At 66.1% G+C, this 14,358-nt stretch carries 15 protein-coding genes, 1 tRNA gene and 2 pseudogenes; 9 read left to right on the top strand and 9 right to left on the bottom strand.

Annotation, left to right across the window (positions count from 1 at the left end):
* Positions 1-40: 40 nt before the first annotated feature.
* From ACZZ93_RS17915 to ACZZ93_RS17935, 5 genes and pseudogenes are all read left to right on the top strand, one after another.
* Entirely contained in the window at positions 41-829 is a 789-nt protein-coding gene (locus ACZZ93_RS17915) for a pseudouridine synthase (RefSeq protein WP_463511686.1), read from the top strand.
* Positions 826-1,970 (top strand): annotated as a pseudogene (locus ACZZ93_RS17920) (prephenate dehydrogenase). The gene ACZZ93_RS17915 and the pseudogene ACZZ93_RS17920 overlap by 4 nt, the downstream one beginning before the upstream one ends.
* Complete coding sequence (gene cmk, locus ACZZ93_RS17925) at positions 1,963-2,637, top strand: (d)CMP kinase (RefSeq protein ID WP_295104348.1); 675 nt, start codon at positions 1,963-1,965, stop codon at positions 2,635-2,637. The pseudogene ACZZ93_RS17920 and the gene cmk overlap by 8 nt, the downstream one beginning before the upstream one ends.
* A complete protein-coding gene (gene der / locus ACZZ93_RS17930; protein WP_053096842.1) occupies positions 2,630-4,150 on the top strand; it encodes a ribosome biogenesis GTPase Der in 1,521 nt (506 codons plus the stop codon). The genes cmk and der overlap by 8 nt, the downstream gene beginning before the upstream one ends.
* Before the next feature lie 108 nt (positions 4,151-4,258).
* On the top strand, positions 4,259-5,197 hold the full coding sequence (locus tag ACZZ93_RS17935) for an NUDIX domain-containing protein (protein WP_463511687.1): 939 nt from the start codon (positions 4,259-4,261) through the stop codon (positions 5,195-5,197).
* A gap of 178 nt (positions 5,198-5,375) precedes the next feature.
* Here the strand turns inward: ACZZ93_RS17935 and ACZZ93_RS17940 are convergent, their stop codons facing one another.
* The 6 genes and pseudogenes from ACZZ93_RS17940 to ACZZ93_RS17965 all read right to left on the bottom strand — a co-directional run bounded on the left by ACZZ93_RS17940 (position 5,376) and on the right by ACZZ93_RS17965 (position 9,217).
* Positions 5,376-6,830, bottom strand: coding sequence for an HNH endonuclease signature motif containing protein (locus ACZZ93_RS17940; protein ID WP_463511688.1), 1,455 nt, complete (start codon positions 6,828-6,830; stop codon positions 5,376-5,378).
* Between the two features lie 38 nt (positions 6,831-6,868).
* Positions 6,869-7,254, bottom strand: a pseudogene (locus ACZZ93_RS17945) (RNA-binding S4 domain-containing protein).
* Positions 7,254-7,922: a lysoplasmalogenase family protein gene (locus ACZZ93_RS17950; protein WP_463507817.1), complete on the bottom strand. Its 669-nt coding sequence runs from the start codon at positions 7,920-7,922 to the stop codon at positions 7,254-7,256. Before ACZZ93_RS17950 ends, ACZZ93_RS17945 begins: the two are co-directional and overlap by 1 nt.
* A 40-nt stretch (positions 7,923-7,962) precedes the next feature.
* Positions 7,963-8,418, bottom strand: a complete 456-nt coding sequence (locus ACZZ93_RS17955) for a hypothetical protein (protein WP_053096834.1) — start codon at positions 8,416-8,418, stop codon at positions 7,963-7,965.
* A 20-nt stretch (positions 8,419-8,438) separates the two neighbouring features.
* Positions 8,439-8,636, bottom strand: coding sequence for a helix-hairpin-helix domain-containing protein (locus ACZZ93_RS17960; RefSeq protein WP_053096832.1), 198 nt, complete (start codon positions 8,634-8,636; stop codon positions 8,439-8,441).
* On the bottom strand, positions 8,633-9,217 hold the full coding sequence (locus tag ACZZ93_RS17965; protein WP_463511689.1) for a GNAT family N-acetyltransferase: 585 nt from the start codon (positions 9,215-9,217) through the stop codon (positions 8,633-8,635). The genes ACZZ93_RS17960 and ACZZ93_RS17965 overlap by 4 nt, the downstream gene beginning before the upstream one ends.
* Positions 9,218-9,335: 118 nt before the next feature.
* On the opposite strand from ACZZ93_RS17965, the gene ACZZ93_RS17970 reads away from it, so the two are divergent.
* From ACZZ93_RS17970 to ACZZ93_RS17980, 3 genes are all read left to right on the top strand, one after another.
* Positions 9,336-9,412: transfer RNA gene (locus tag ACZZ93_RS17970), tRNA-Pro, on the top strand.
* Between the two features lie 204 nt (positions 9,413-9,616).
* Positions 9,617-10,306: a DUF5343 domain-containing protein gene (locus tag ACZZ93_RS17975; protein ID WP_463511690.1), complete on the top strand. Its 690-nt coding sequence runs from the start codon at positions 9,617-9,619 to the stop codon at positions 10,304-10,306.
* Complete coding sequence (locus ACZZ93_RS17980; protein ID WP_463511691.1) at positions 10,299-10,778, top strand: TIGR02391 family protein; 480 nt, start codon at positions 10,299-10,301, stop codon at positions 10,776-10,778. Before ACZZ93_RS17975 ends, ACZZ93_RS17980 begins: the two co-directional genes overlap by 8 nt.
* Positions 10,779-11,532: 754 nt before the next feature.
* On the opposite strand, the gene ACZZ93_RS17985 is transcribed toward ACZZ93_RS17980, so the two are convergent.
* On the bottom strand, positions 11,533-12,285 hold the full coding sequence (locus ACZZ93_RS17985) for a hypothetical protein (protein ID WP_463511692.1): 753 nt from the start codon (positions 12,283-12,285) through the stop codon (positions 11,533-11,535).
* Positions 12,286-12,361: 76 nt separating this feature from the next.
* A complete protein-coding gene (locus ACZZ93_RS17990) occupies positions 12,362-12,931 on the bottom strand; it encodes a hypothetical protein (RefSeq protein ID WP_463511693.1) in 570 nt (189 codons plus the stop codon).
* 856 nt (positions 12,932-13,787) lie between these two features.
* Here ACZZ93_RS17990 and ACZZ93_RS17995 point away from each other — a divergent pair.
* Positions 13,788-13,955 carry a hypothetical protein gene (locus tag ACZZ93_RS17995; protein WP_198032317.1) on the top strand — a complete coding sequence of 56 codons (168 nt, stop codon included), beginning with the start codon at positions 13,788-13,790 and terminating at the stop codon, positions 13,953-13,955.
* Positions 13,956-14,035: 80 nt separating this feature from the next.
* Here ACZZ93_RS17995 and ACZZ93_RS18000 read toward each other — a convergent pair whose 3' ends face one another.
* Positions 14,036-14,311, bottom strand: a complete 276-nt coding sequence (locus ACZZ93_RS18000) for a hypothetical protein (protein WP_053096828.1) — start codon at positions 14,309-14,311, stop codon at positions 14,036-14,038.
* Positions 14,312-14,358 lie beyond the last annotated feature (47 nt).

Raw genomic sequence — 14,358 nt, forward strand, 5'->3', positions numbered from 1 at the left:
GCACGACGCGCAGAATCAGTTTCAACGAAGGGACCTTCCGATGAGCGGCTTCGAGACACCAGAGGGCATCCGCCTGCAGAAGGTGCTGTCGGCGGCGGGCGTGGCCTCGCGACGCGTGATCGAGCAGTACATCGTCGAAGGGCGCATCCGTGTCAACGGCGTGACCGTCACCGAGCTCGGCCGTCGCGTCGACCCCGAGACCGATCTCATCGATGTGGACGGCACCGCTGTTCAGCTCGACGTGTCGAAGCGCTATGTGATGCTGAACAAGCCCACCGGGGTCGTCAGCAGCATGCGGGACGAGAACGATCGCCCGGATCTGCGCCGGTACACCGAGGACTACGAGGAGCGGCTCTACAACGTCGGGCGGCTCGACGCGGAGACCAGCGGGCTGCTGGTGCTGACCAACGACGGAGACCTCGCTCACGTGCTCGCTCACCCGTCATTCGGGGTGACCAAGGTCTACATCGCCAAGGTCGAAGGCGAAGTGACCGCGCAGACGATCTCGAAGCTCACCCGGGGCATCGAGCTCGACGACGGTCCGATCGCGGCAGACAAGGCGAGGCTGCTCGACACCTCTCGCGGGTCGAGTCTCGTCGAGCTGACACTGCACTCCGGGCGCAATCGCATCGTCCGACGGATGCTGGCAGCGGTCGGCCACCCGGTGACCGAACTCGTGCGCCGCCAGTTCGGCCCGCTGCACCTGGGAACCCTCCCGGTTGGGAAGACGCGCGAACTGACTAAAATCGAACTCGGCGCACTCTTGACTCTGTCGCGCCGTGATTCCGGTGTCGCCGAGGCGCCAGGCGAGCAACAGGAGAACGAGTGACCGATACGACGAGTGCGCCCACGGGGGCTCGGAGTTCCGTCGCGCCACGAATCGCGGCCAGACTCTCGGGAACCGTTCGCGTCGTCGGCGCCGGGCTGCTCGGCGCGAGCATCGGACATGCCCTTCGTGCGAAGGGTGTCGACGTGGTGCTCGCCGACACCTCGCCCGCCCAGCTGCGCCTCGCGATCGACTACGGGGCAGGCCGCTCGGCCGCCGAGGACGACTCGCCGGTGCTGGTCGTGGTCGCAGTGCCGCCTGACGTCACCGCGGATGTCATCGAGTCGGAGCTGAGTCGTTTCCCTCACGCTGTCGTCACCGATGTGGCGAGCGTCAAGCTCGAGCCCCTGCACAGTCTGCAGCACCGTGGCGTCGACCTCACCCGCTACATCGGCTCGCACCCCCTCGCCGGACGCGAGCGCGGCGGAGCGATCTCTGCGCGCGCCGACCTCTTCGTGGGCCGCCCCTGGGTGGTGTGCCGGGATGCCGACACGACCGCCACCGATCTCGCGCTCGTCGAAGCGCTCGCCCTCGATGTCGGAGCGATGCCGCTCGAGATGACTCCCGAGGAGCACGACCGCTCGGTCGCTCTCACCTCCCACGTTCCTCAGGTCGTCGCGAGCCTGCTCGCCGGCCGTCTCGCCACCGCCGACGAGGGTGCGCTGCGCCTCTCCGGCCAGGGCGTCCGCGACACAACGCGTATCGCGGCATCCGCCCCCGAACTCTGGGTGCAGATCCTCGGAGCGAACGCCGGGCCCGTGGTCGAGATCCTCGACGCTCTGGCATCCGATCTCCGCGAGGTGTCGGACGCTCTGCGCGCGCCCGAGGCCCCGGGGCTCGGCGTGTGGTCGCCGAGACGATCCGGCAGGGCAACGACGGCGTCGAACGTCTTCCCGGAAAGCATGGGCAGAACCAGCGATTCGAGTCCCTGGTCGTGATGGTCGACGACACCGCCGGCCAGCTCGGTCGACTGTTCGGCGAACTCGGAGAGCTCGGCGTCAACGTCGAGGACCTCCGTCTCGAGCACTCGCCGGGCGCGCAGTTCGGCCTGGCCGAGATCAGCGTCGACCCTGCTGCGCTGCACGGGGCGATCACCGGACTTCAGGAACGCGGCTGGCGGATTGCAGGTACCACCAATGACTGATTTCATCGCGATCGACGGGCCCGCCGGCTCCGGCAAGTCCAGCGTGTCCAAGGCGGTCGCTCGGGCTCTGGGCTTCGGCTACCTCGACACCGGCTCCGCGTACCGCGCTCTCGCCTGGCATGTGCTGGATCGAGGCGCCGACACGGCGGATGCCGCGGCGGTGCTCGACGCCGTCTCCGACTTCCCTGTGCGCCTCGGCCTCGACCCCGACGATCGCACCGTGCTCGTCGGAGAGGTCGACGTCACGGACGCGATCCGCGAACCATCGGTCTCGAGCGCGGTGAGCGGCGTCGCCCGTGTGCCCGAGGTGCGGGACCAGGTCAATCGTCTCTTCCGTACCCTCGTCGCCGAGGCGCCGTACCCGGCGGTCGTCGTCGAGGGGCGGGACATCACCACCGTGGTGGCTCCCGACGCCCCGGTGCGCATCCTCCTCACGGCTGCGCCCGAGGTGCGCGCCGCACGACGTGCCGGCGAGCTCGCCGGCGAGAACGCCGAGGCCGTCGCGGCCGCACTGCACAAGCGCGACGCATCAGACAGCGCCGTCGTCGACTTCCTGAACGCCGCAGACGGCGTCGAGGTCGTCGATTCGACGGAGCTCGATTTCACACAGACCATCGACGCCGTCCTCGCGGTGATCGAACGAATCCGAGGAGTACACCATGGCTGACGACGAATACGAAGGCGGCCCCGACCAGCTCGCCGAGAAGATGGAGTCGCTCGACGAGCAGCTCGCGGAGGCGCGCGCCGAGACCCTGCGCGCCGGCCTCGCCGACTACGACCTGGACGATGAAGATGCCGCCCTTCTCGCCGGCATCACGATGGGCGAGGACGGGATCCAGTTCTTCCCGGCCCTGCCGGTCGTCGCGATCGTCGGTCGACCGAACGTCGGCAAGTCGGCTCTCGTGAACCGCATCCTCGGTCGTCGTGAGGCAGTCGTCGAGGACACCCCCGGCGTGACCCGCGACCGCGTGACGTACAAGGCCGAGTGGGCCGACCGTCGCTTCTCGCTCGTCGACACGGGGGGCTGGGAGCCCGACGCCCGCGGCATCGACCGCTCGGTCGCCGCGCAGGCGGAGGTCGCGATCGACCTCGCGGACATCGTGCTGTTCGTCGTCGACGCCATGGTCGGCGCCACGTCGACCGACGAGCACGTCGTGAAGCTGCTGCGCAAGAGCGGCAAGCCGGTCTTCCTCGTCGCCAACAAGATCGACGACGCTCGTCAGGAGCCTGAGGCTGCGGCTCTCTGGAACCTCGGCCTCGGCGAGCCCTACCCGGTGTCGGCGATCCACGGTCGTGGCGTCGCCGATCTGCTCGACCAGCTGCTGAAGAAGCTGCCGGATGTCTCCGCGGTCGCGAAGGCCGAGATCGGCGGGCCGCGGCGCGTCGCGATCCTCGGTCGCCCGAACGTCGGCAAGTCCTCGCTGCTCAACAAGGCGGCCGGCGAAGAGCGCGTGGTCGTGAACGACCTCGCGGGAACCACCCGTGACCCGGTCGATGAGATCGTCGAGCTCGGTGGCAAGCTCTGGCGCCTCGTCGACACCGCCGGCATCCGCCGCCGGGTGCACATGGCGCAGGGTGCTGACTTCTACGCGTCGCTGCGCACGTCCGCTGCTCTCGAGAAGGCGGAGGTCGCGGTCGTCGTCCTCGATGTGTCCGAGACGATCAGCGAGCAGGACGTCCGCATCATCGATCTCGTGCTCGAGTCGGGCCGCTCTCTCGTGCTGGCATTCAACAAGTGGGATCGTCTGAACGATGACGACCTCGAGAACGCCGATCGACGTCGGTACCTCGAGCGTGAGATCGAGCAGGACCTGGCGCACGTCGCCTGGGCGCCCCGAGTGAACATCTCGGCCAAGACCGGTCGTCACCTCGACAAGCTCGTGCCGGCGCTCGAGACGGCGTTGGAGAACTGGGACCGTCGCATCCCGACGGGCAAGTTCAACGCCTTCCTCGCAGAGCTCGTCGCCGAGCACCCGCACCCGCTGCGTGGCGGAAAGCAGCCGCGCATCCTGTTCGGCACGCAGGCATCGACGCGTCCGCCGACGTTCGTGCTGTTCACGACGGGATTCCTCGACCCGGGCTACCGCCGCTTCATTCAGCGTCGTCTGCGCGAGCTCTACGAATTCGACGGAACTCCGATCGTCATCAACATGAGGGTCCGCGAGAAGCGCCAGCGCTGATCGCACCCGATTCGACAGCTGTGCCCGCGCGAATCCGCGCGGGCACAGCTGTTCCCGCGTATGACCCCGGCGGATGCCGACAGCCGGATGCTGTGACAGGCTGAAGGGGTGACTGTCGTACCTCCCGCCGCAGGTGAACCCCGCCGCCCAGATGGGCCGCGAAACCCGGGCGACGCCTGGGTGATCGCCCCCTCGGGGGAGAAGTACTGGGGGCGCTTCGGCGCGGCTGGACTGCTCGCCGTCGATCCGGAACGCGGGATCCTTCTTCAGCACCGGGTGTCCTGGTCGCACTTCGGTGGGACATGGGGGTTGCCTGGCGGCGCCATGCACGAGGGCGAGAGCGCGATCGTGGGCGCAGTGCGCGAGGCGCAGGAAGAGGCCGGGGTTCCGGATGCGGCCGTGCGACCCCGGTTCACCAGCGTGCTCGATCTGGACGTGTGGTCGTACACGACCGTCATCGCCGATGTGGTGCGTCCGTTCGACCCCGTCATCAGTGACCCCGAGAGTGTGGCTCTCGAGTGGGTTCCCGTCGATGAGGTGGACGCACGGCCGCTGCACCCCGGTTTCGGTAGCGCCTGGCCCGCTCTGCGCACCCTGCTCGATGTGCGCCTGTCGCTCGTCGTCGACGCCGCCAACGTGGTCGGCTCTGTGCCGAACGGATGGTGGAGAGATCGTGCCGGTGCGACGGCTCGTCTTGCCTCGCGCCTCGACGGACTCGCTGTGCCCGCGGCCGACCTCGGGGTCGGGGGAGCGACCTGGTTCCCGGAGATCGCTCTCGTCGTCGAAGGGGAGGCGCGCGGGATCGTGACTCCGTCGTCGGACGCCGATGCGGAGGTGCCCGAGCTGCTTCCCGCAGGTGGCGTCTCGATGGTCCGCGCCGAGGGGGCCGGAGACGACGCGATTGTGGCCGAGGTGGAAAGTCGAACGCGTGCCGGGCAGCGTGTCGTGGTCATCTCGAGCGACCGCGAGCTGCAGAACCGCGTCGACGCAGCGGGCGCGGCGCAAGTGCGCTCGGCGGGCTGGCTGTTGAGCGTGCTCCCGCAATAGTCGGGGCCGCTTTCGTCTCAGCGCGCGCTCCGCTTCGTCTTGGCTGTGTACCCCCTCGTCCGACGGCCGCTGCGCTCAGCGTGACGGGTGTTGCGCTCAGCGTGAGGGGCGTTGCGCTCAGCGTGAGGGTGCCGCGCGCAGCGTGAGGGTGCTGCGCTCAGCGTGACGTGTGCTGCGCTCAGACGAACATCACTCTTCGTCGCGGTGGGTCGACATACTCGCGGCCGAGCGGACTCATCCACGTGAGCGACCCGTCAGAAGTCTGGCGCGCCGTCCACCGATGGCGCTCGTCGATGTCCGGATGCTTGAGCGAGTGGTGCGTCGTGCAGAAGTGGCTGAGATTGTCGACGCGCGTGGGTCCACCACGGGCATGGTCGTGGTTGTGATCGATCTCGCAACGATGCACCGGCATCCTGCATCCGGGAAATCTGCAGTGCTGATCGCGTGCTCTGAGGAACCGTCGCATCTGCTCTGTCGGGGAGTAGGAGTCGGTCTCCGTGATCAGTCCCTTCGCGTCGAGGAACAGACGTGCCCACCCGGTGCGATGTCCTGCGAGTCCCCGCGCGACGTCGGGATCGAGCGGCCCGTGTCCGTCGAGTTCAGCGGGACGATCGTCCTCCCCGGCGAGAGTGCTTGCAGCGACGGTGACCTGGATGCGGGCGGAGATGTTCCCCAGCCCTGTGCCTGTCGCTTCGCTCGGATCGGCAGTGAGGAGCAGGTCAGCCAGCACATCGGCGCGCATCTGGTCGAATGTGCGAGTGTCGCCGGAGAGGTGCTCGATGTCAGGGCTGGAGGGGTCAACCATCGGGTCGATCAGTCCGGCAAGCGGGTCGGTGACGAACGTGCCGTCGGCGGTGATCACCCCTGTGTCGAAGTAGGACTCGCATCGGGGATCGTCGGGCGAGAGGTCGTCGAGGTAGAGCGACCCCTCCGGTTCGTCCAGCGGCTCCAGGATAGGCTCCCGCTCGTTGCGGGTGCGAGTGATGTGCCGGGCCATCTGCGTGAGCCGATCGGAGATCGCCACTGCGACCCACTCCGGCAGGATCGCCGTGAGGGCCGCAAGCCCGTCGCCGACGGAATTTACGGTGACACACCGTTCCGCGGCCGCTCGGCGATGCTGCTCGACGACGGTCTCGCCGACGAGAGCTGCCGCCACCTGACGTGCATGGGTCTTCGTTCTCGGTGCCGTGTCGTTCTCAGCGACCACCAGAACAGCAGCCTCGTAGAGGCTCATCGTCTCGGCGTCGACCTGCCCATCGCGGATGGCGTCGTCGACGATCTCGCTCGCACGCACGATCTCACGGACATGACGCACGCTGATCGACCCGACAGAGAAGGCGGCCTGCACGGCCGGGAGCGTGCGCGTCAATGTGCGTGCATCGGTGAAGGCGTACTCGACCGAACCTTTCGGGATGTGACCGGCCGCGGAGTACTCTGCGACCATCGAGCGGTAGATCGCCTCGCGATGGTGCGGGCTCTCCGAGACGTCGCTGTCGTGCATGCCGATCCGCTCGACCAGCAGCGCGTAGGACTCGGCCTCGAGCGCAGCGATCTGGCGGCGCGTGGCGACCCATTCGTCGAGCAGGCGGCAGCGCTCCTCGAGATCGAGGTCGAAGTCGGTACGCCGGGTCATAGGTCCACATTAGAACCTATGTTCGACAGCATCCAGGCTCAACCCTGGAATATGCCGTCATCCTCGTATCCTCGCCCGCGCAGCTTGTCGATGTCGCGACGCTCACGCTTCGTCGGTCGCCCCGCCCCCGATCACGCAGTCCGAGAGCCGCCTGCGGTTCGCGCTCCGGTGTGCGGTCCTCATATGCCAGCGCAGCGAGAGGGGCGCCGACGCGCTTGACGAGCAGCTGACGCACGATGAGAATCCGATCGAATCCGGCGATCCGGATGCGCAGTTCGTCGCCGACGCGGATGTGCTGAGCAGCCTTCACTTTGTCGCCGTTCACGCGCACATGCCCCGCACGGCATGCAGTGGTAGCGGCCGAGCGCGTCTTGTAGACGCGGATCGCCCAGAGCCAGCTGTCGACCCGTGCTGCATCCGCCATCAGATGTCTCGCTTTCTCAGTGCGATCAGGGTGCCGGCGATGATCAGACCCTGCCCGAGCGTGTAGGTGGCCATGATGGCGGGGCTGCTCCAGTCCGGCAGGGAACCGGGCAGGAAGAGCCGAAGAGCCAAGAGAGTGTCGCTGGCGAGGAAGAAGGCGCCGCCGATCGACACGAGCCCAGAGCATCGAGTGGCGGTGGCCGCTGTGCTCGCGAGGACGAGACCGTAGACAGCCACCGCGATCAGCAGCCCACCGGCGTGCGGACCGATGAACACCAGCATCGCCACCCACCACGCGGCGTAGACGAGCGCCCACCACGGCATCCGCCGCGCGGCGAGATGGCGGATGAAGAGCGCGATGTATGCCAGATGCGCGATGCCGAAGAACAGGAGCATCAGAGGCACTTCTGGCGCCGCGGGGAAGAACACCCCTGCGCTGTCGCCGAGCCACGAGAACAGGAGCGCCGCGATGGTCAACGCCAGCGCGGAGCGCTCCGCGGCGCGACCCACCGACACGAACACGGGCACGGCGAGCAAAGGCATGAGCAGGAGCTTCGTCGGGCCGGCTGCGGGGCTGCCGACGCTCAGCAGCGCCACGTGCGTCGCCGATGCCGCCGCATAGGGCAGAAAGGCCCAGAGAAGCGGGTCGGATGGACGGCGTCGCTGCATCTCACCATCGTAGGGCGGGATCGAACGCGGTCAGCCTCGCTCAGGATTCGACCGTGACCTGGGTGATCTGACCGTCGGCACCGAGGTGCACGGCGGGCCAGTAGCCCTCGGGGAAGTGCTGGCCGCAGGTGTCGATGAAATGGAGCACGACCGTGCCATCGGACGAGGCTTCGAGCGTCTCGAGGGTGAGGTCGGTCGCCGCGTCGTCGAGCTCGTGCTGCTCCGGGGCCGCATTGCTGAAGGCGGCGACGACCGCATCCGTCGCCAGTCGTCGCAGGACGCCGAGGGCGGCTATGGTCTGATGCACATGGGGGAGCAGTGCGGCAGCCTCATCGGCATCGGTGCCTTCGATCATGAGATCGAGAGGGGCGCCGGCGACGACCGTGCCGCCTGCATACCAGTCATGGGTCAGTACCGTTCCGTCGGACAGCTCGGTCGTGGCGCGCGTGAGGGTGCCCAGTTCGGGATCTTCGATGGTCGGGTTCTCGTCGCTCATGTCACCACGCTAGCGCTCGCTCACGGCCCGAGAGTCGAGCCGCGGGACTCGAGGTGCTCGCGCAGGATGCGAATGGCCTTCGGCCCGACTCCGTGGATGGCGAGCAGCGCCGTCTCGGACGCGCCGTCGAACTGGTCGAGACGGGTGAACCCGTGGAGCGCGAGCCCTCGTCGTGCGACCTTGCCCATGGACGCCGGTAGGTCCGTCTCTTCGTTCATGACGACAGATCCAGTGCGACCAGGGTTCGGCCGGGCTTCATCTCCGCGCGTTCTTCGAATCCCGCCGCCAGGAACGTGGCGAGCGTGCCGTGGAACAGATCGTTGGTGCGCTTCTTCTCGCCACGGGTGTCGACGGGGTACCCCTCGACCAGTCCGGCGCCGGAGCGTCGAGCGAGATCGACGGCGGCGCGCAGCAGCTCGAGGGTGATGCCCAAGCCGCGGTGTTCGCGACGGACCACGAAACATGTCACGGCCCATACGGACTCGTCATCGAAGGGTTCGGTTGATGCCGCCGCGATCATGCGCGTGCGCGGCACCCGCTGCTGCAGGGTTCGCGGACCGATTCTGATCCACCCCGCGGCCTCGCCGTCGATGTATGCGATCAGACCAGGTGGAGGGCCCGCCTGGATCTCATCGTGCAACATCTCTGTGCGTTGCGGTGTGGTGGTCTCATTCCACTCCTTGTTGCTCAGCATCGGCCACATGCACTGGCAGCTGGCACCGTCGCCGCCGCCCGTCAGTGCATGCTGAACGTCATCCCATCGGGCGCTGGTCGCCACCTCGGTCGTGATCGTCACCATGGATGCGACCGTACGCCGGGGCTCCGACACCCCGCAACGCCCGGCGCTCACCCGGTTCGCGGAGTTCCGTCGAGTGGGGCTAAGATAGGGGAGTTGCCTGCGCGAGAGTGCAGAACAACGGGCTGTGGCGCAGCTTGGTAGCGCACTTGACTGGGGGTCAAGGGGTCGCAGGTTCAAATCCTGTCAGCCCGACCACAAACCGAAAAAGCCCCGGTAGATTGCTGAATCTGCCGGGGCTTTTCTCATACTCTCAGTGGGATGGGGCTCCGAAAGGGCTCCGGTTGTCCACAACAGACTGTGGCCGCGTGCCGCGTGTCGTTCGCTGGACCGACGGTGCGTACGACAAGCTGCAACGCAGAGTGGTCGCGCGGCAGCGACCCGTTTGACGTGGGGAGAACCGTGGCGTCTTATCCGTACACATCGGGCCAGGGTGCGCTGGTCAAGGCGTTCGAGCAGTTCCGCAAGGCCTTTCCGCCTGTGCTTGATGCTTCCACTCTCAAGCGATTCAATATCGCACCTGCCAATGAGTCCTACATCATCAATATCTTCCGATTCCTGGGACTGATCGATGACGACGGCAAGAAAGTCGACGCGACTACGGAGATCTTCTTTCATGGTGAAGAGGCGTTCAAGTCCGGCCTGGAAGGACTCGTCTCTTCGGCATACGCCGATCTATTCGCTGAGCATGGAGCAAATGCATGGGACGAAGGCAAGGACTCTCTGACCACGTGGTTTCGCGTCAAGGACAAGACCTCCGAACTAATTGGAAGCAGGCAAGCAGCAACTTTCTTGACCCTCGCGGCGCTCGCTGGACACGGCGAGCCGATTAAGCCTGCTCCGGCTTCCAAAGCCGCGGCGGCCCCGAAGACCGCGGCCAAGTCGAAGCCGAAGCCGAACGGGTCCTCGACCTCCAACGCGGCAGCAGCGGAGATGCTCGTCACAACGCCAGCACCTCAGTACGTTCCGGTGACCGGAGGTGCTGTCGGCCTCTCGGTTCGTGTCGAAGTCAATCTTCCGGCCGCTGCAACCGCCGAGGTCTACGACGCGATCTTTGCGAGCATTCGGAAGAACCTCATCGACCGTGAGTAGCCTCGAGTGGTTCGAGGAAGTTGTTCGGCGGGCACACGTCGTTGATGGCGCCTCCGCCGAGGATGTCGCGGAACTTCACCCCTTCGAGACTCGAAATATTCATCCCGACCTGCCAGCGAAGGTTCGGAGGCTTTACGACGACGGCTACTATCCCGAGGCCGCGTTCGAGGCGTTCAAGTATGTCGAGAAGGAAGTGAAGCGAATCAGCGGCACCCGCGGGCTCACGGGGAACAAACTGATGATGGCGGCCTTCAACGAGCAGTCGCCCGTTATTCATCTGAACGGCATGGCTACCGACTCCGACAAAGACGAGCAGTTCGGATACCGGTACATGTTTGCCGGCGCTCAGTCAGGCATTCGGAATCCACGAGGCCATGAAACGGATCTCACGGATTCTCCCGACCTCTGTCTCGATCATTTGTCGGTGGCATCAATTCTCCTGCGCAAGCTCGACGACGCCGGGGTGCGCTAGCTCCCGACGGCGCGGATTCGGGCCGGTCGCGCAGTCGTTGCAGTGATGCGCGCCGAGAACGCCGCGCGGCCTTGGGGCGCGCGACAGCTACGCAGGATTGAAGGCGATGAGCCGGCGCGCTTGCTGGATTACGTCAGCACGCGCGCCACAGCCTTGTACGTGCCCAGCACCGAAGTCTCGGAGCACGGCTGTCCGTTGCCCTTCGACTTTGCGCGCATTATCGCGGACGACCGATCCTGGGGCTCCGGGGTGTACGGCCAATCGTCGATGGCAGCGGTGAGCCCTTCCCTGTGATGGGTGGCAATTGTTTACCGCCGCAGCTTTGCACTCGTCGTAGTCGGAACAACCCGCAGCAAGCGGGTGCCTCCGTTTCGTTCGTCGCTGGCATCATCGCGTTGTTCGCGACAGCTTTGATGATCGTCGTCATCATCTTGAACGGAGTGGCAGTGTCCACCCCGCAGTAGCTCTGCGCTGGCGAGGATTCGCGCCGAACTCTGCCACGGCGTTCTCTTCCGGTTCGCGCAGTCGCGCGGCGAGTGCCGCACCGCGCCGGAGGTGCAACCCGTCGTCGATACCCGCGACTTCGACGACAGGCGCGGCCAGTTCGCCGGACGACTGCTTTCAGTCGTGGAGGCGAGCCGTGCGACTTGTGCTCACTACCCGCTTCCGGTCGTCCATATCAGTAGCGTAGGTGGCCGGCGTCGGTCTCAGAATCCCGCCGTCTCTGCTTCGGGAACGGCGGGAACGAGGCCAATCAGGTGGTGGTCAGGTTCAATGTGCTCTCCACCCAGGCGTGGGGGCTCACGTGCTCGGCGCCGAGGTGAGTGTAGACAAGGAAAGTCAGGACGGCGATTGCGTCCTTCTCATCCTGCGTGAAGACACCGGACTTATCCGGGACGAAGCCGTCCACCTGCGTGCGCCGGAGCTCGCGGTTGAGGTCGAAAACAAGATCCGCCAGGGACACCGCGTCCCAGTGCTTCGCGGACGGGGCACCCATGTACATGCTGGCGGCGGATTGTCCGGCCCTGGAATACAGGTAGACGAACTTTGTGTCGGGGGAAATCGTGTACTCGGGAAACTTCTTCTCCCACCACTTCCATCCGAAGTAGCCATCGATCTGCCAGATGCCCTCAGGTTTGACGCCTGCGGCGTTGAGCTTGCCTCCGAAGACTCCGTACCCAGTGGCCGCAACGGCGTGCACCTCGGAGGCGTCCGGTGCCCCATCTCGTTTTGAGAACTTCTCCACTTCCACCCTTGAGGTGGCTTGCGCTGATGCGGACAATTTCGTTTCGATGACAACCTCGATCTGTGTCCCGCCCTCTCTGATGAGCACGACATCAGGACTGAACGGCTGCGTTATCGGGAGGTAGTCCAACGGCACCTCCCAGAGGTCCTCGCGAAGACCCAGCGCTTGAGCCGCCGTGCGCGAGAGCGTGGGGCGGGACGGTATGAACAACCCCTTCACTGCGCGATTGATCAGGTTCTCGTGCGAGGCAGGTAGTGACATAAATACTCCTAAGTTCGTTCCGCTCGGATGCTGCAAAAGCTGGGCAGCCGATGCGCGGGCAGCAGTGGTCCGGCCGTTACCGAGTGAATGTGGCCATCCATGTGTCCCAGCCGACGTGTTCTTCGACAGACATGAGCACGAGTGTGTGGTGCTCTAACGCCGCGTTTAGCGTCGCGTCGGAGACCTTGCCGCGGAGCTCGTGTGCAGCGGACGAGATTGGGTACAGGCCGAGGCTCATGTCGTCGTCGAAAAGGCGCATGGGGTTCAGCAGGCCGTTGGCGTCGACGTCAACGGGGAGCCGGAGGGTGTCGTCGGGCCGCAGGTCTCCGAGCGACCAGAACTGATATCCCTGGAGACGCTGCGCGGCGGCCATGAGGGCGACGTACGCACCTCGCGCGGCTGACGTCCCCGACGGGATCGGAAGCTGCTTCTGGCTGATAAACGCTGCGCGCACATTCCCAAGAACGGACAGCTCGGCGTCGGTCTTCGCAACGCCGGAGCCGACAGGGTCGCGGAGGATCGCGGCGTACGCCTCGTTCAGGGCCTCGAGGGAAGGGATTGAGATGACAGTGCTCTCCGCCCCTGAGACGAGCTCCACAGACGCTGCGTCATCGGAGCGGCTGGCGTCTGCGGCGGTCTCGGTCATAGCCGACAACGTAGCGGATGCCGGCGACATTATCGGCGACGTCCGATTGGCTTTGACTCCCGTCTGCCCGTCGGCCGGCCCGGTTGCTGGGATGTGTGGATCCTGTCAGAGGGAAGCAAGCACGCCAGGCGGGAGTCACAGGAAAATCTGGCAGCGGGTGCAGGAAAGATCGGCGCCCAGTGCAGTCGACATCCTCGCCACGAGGGGTTGTGCCAACAGCCCACCACAAAGCCCCGGAGAACCGCAGAAATACGCGGAACTCCGGGGCTTTTTTCATGCCCGGAATCCGGCGGCGTCAAGACTCCACGCACGAGGAAGCGGCCACAGTCATCGGGGCGGGCAGTACGGTGCCCCGACCGGTCCTGGGGTACCTATCGGGACACCTAGCCGGCTTCGCTGGGGAACTCCACCGGCTCGGGGCCGCGTCTGTGTGGCCACGGCCAACGTAACCCCAATGCAGCGCTGTATCTAGTGGTTGCGGATGCGCCTCAGTCCGATCCTGTGAACGGCGGTCGGCGGATCTCCGTTCATGTGCGGCGGCATCGAGATGCCGAGGCCCAGTCGCGTTTCGTGCAGAAGAGCGTACGCCCGCACGCCGTCGTCCACCACGCCATATGACGTGGCTCCTATCGGGCGTATCCTTCGCTCGAGAGCCTGCCCCGACCACGGTCTGGGGACCCCGGCGGGGCCGCTCCGGTCGAGGGACTCTTCCTTCACATGATCACTCGTGATCCGGAGAGAGAGTCCCTCCGCTGTGCGATCCGTCGTCCTTCCGTCCGATTCCTCCTCACGTCAACCCCCTCCTCGTGTGCGTGGTCGACCGCATACCGTCGCCTCAACCGACAGAGGAGATGCAATGAGCGATCTGCAGAACACGCACGGAACTCCCGGTGGCGACGAAGAGGCGGACACCGCCTCGGGCGGTGCGCCCGAGGAGTCGTCGTCGAAGAGCACCGACGAGATCATCGAGGACGAGACCACCGACGAAGACGGTGCGCCCCTCGAGAACCCGTCCGGCGGCTGACCCCGACGACGTCCACACAGAGAAGACCCCCACCGGCGCTGAGTCCTGTGGGGGTCTTCGTCGTCGGCGGGTCGCTGCATCTAGGCCGTGCGCACCGTCAGCATGCGCCACCCCTCGGGCACCTTCGCCTCGAGCGACGCCATGTCGTCGGCCTCGATCTCGCGCACGCCGTCGACACGGGTGAACGTGCCCGTCGCCTCCATCTTCGCTTCGCCCTTCAGCATCCGCACGGGCGCCGACGTCAGATAGAAGCCCGGCTTGCGGTGCTGTTCGAGCTCGACGAGCACCTCGGCCAGCGTCGTGCCGATGACGTCTGCAGTGCTGGTCTCGATGGGACGAATCAGAGCGATGAGCATCAGGCCAGCCTATGGCGCGGCCCTTGGGATTCGACGTACCGCTCCGC

The organism is Microbacterium sp. AC026 (genome assembly GCF_979258475.1).

Excerpts from the sequence above, each read along its gene's own strand:
- ACZZ93_RS17915 (WP_463511686.1), top strand. The coding sequence starts at position 41 with ATGAGCGGCTTCGAGACACCAGAGGGCATCCGCCTGCAGAAGGTGCTG.
- cmk (WP_295104348.1), top strand. The coding sequence starts at position 1,963 with ATGACTGATTTCATCGCGATCGACGGGCCCGCCGGCTCCGGCAAGTCC.
- der (WP_053096842.1), top strand. The coding sequence starts at position 2,630 with ATGGCTGACGACGAATACGAAGGCGGCCCCGACCAGCTCGCCGAGAAG.
- ACZZ93_RS17940 (WP_463511688.1), bottom strand. The coding sequence starts at position 6,830 with ATGACCCGGCGTACCGACTTCGACCTCGATCTCGAGGAGCGCTGCCGC.
- ACZZ93_RS17950 (WP_463507817.1), bottom strand. The coding sequence starts at position 7,922 with ATGCAGCGACGCCGTCCATCCGACCCGCTTCTCTGGGCCTTTCTGCCC.
- ACZZ93_RS17955 (WP_053096834.1), bottom strand. The coding sequence starts at position 8,418 with ATGAGCGACGAGAACCCGACCATCGAAGATCCCGAACTGGGCACCCTC.
- ACZZ93_RS17960 (WP_053096832.1), bottom strand. The coding sequence starts at position 8,636 with ATGAACGAAGAGACGGACCTACCGGCGTCCATGGGCAAGGTCGCACGA.
- ACZZ93_RS17965 (WP_463511689.1), bottom strand. The coding sequence starts at position 9,217 with ATGGTGACGATCACGACCGAGGTGGCGACCAGCGCCCGATGGGATGAC.
- ACZZ93_RS17985 (WP_463511692.1), bottom strand. The coding sequence starts at position 12,285 with ATGTCACTACCTGCCTCGCACGAGAACCTGATCAATCGCGCAGTGAAG.
- ACZZ93_RS17990 (WP_463511693.1), bottom strand. The coding sequence starts at position 12,931 with ATGACCGAGACCGCCGCAGACGCCAGCCGCTCCGATGACGCAGCGTCT.
- ACZZ93_RS17995 (WP_198032317.1), top strand. The coding sequence starts at position 13,788 with ATGAGCGATCTGCAGAACACGCACGGAACTCCCGGTGGCGACGAAGAG.
- ACZZ93_RS18000 (WP_053096828.1), bottom strand. The coding sequence starts at position 14,311 with ATGCTCATCGCTCTGATTCGTCCCATCGAGACCAGCACTGCAGACGTC.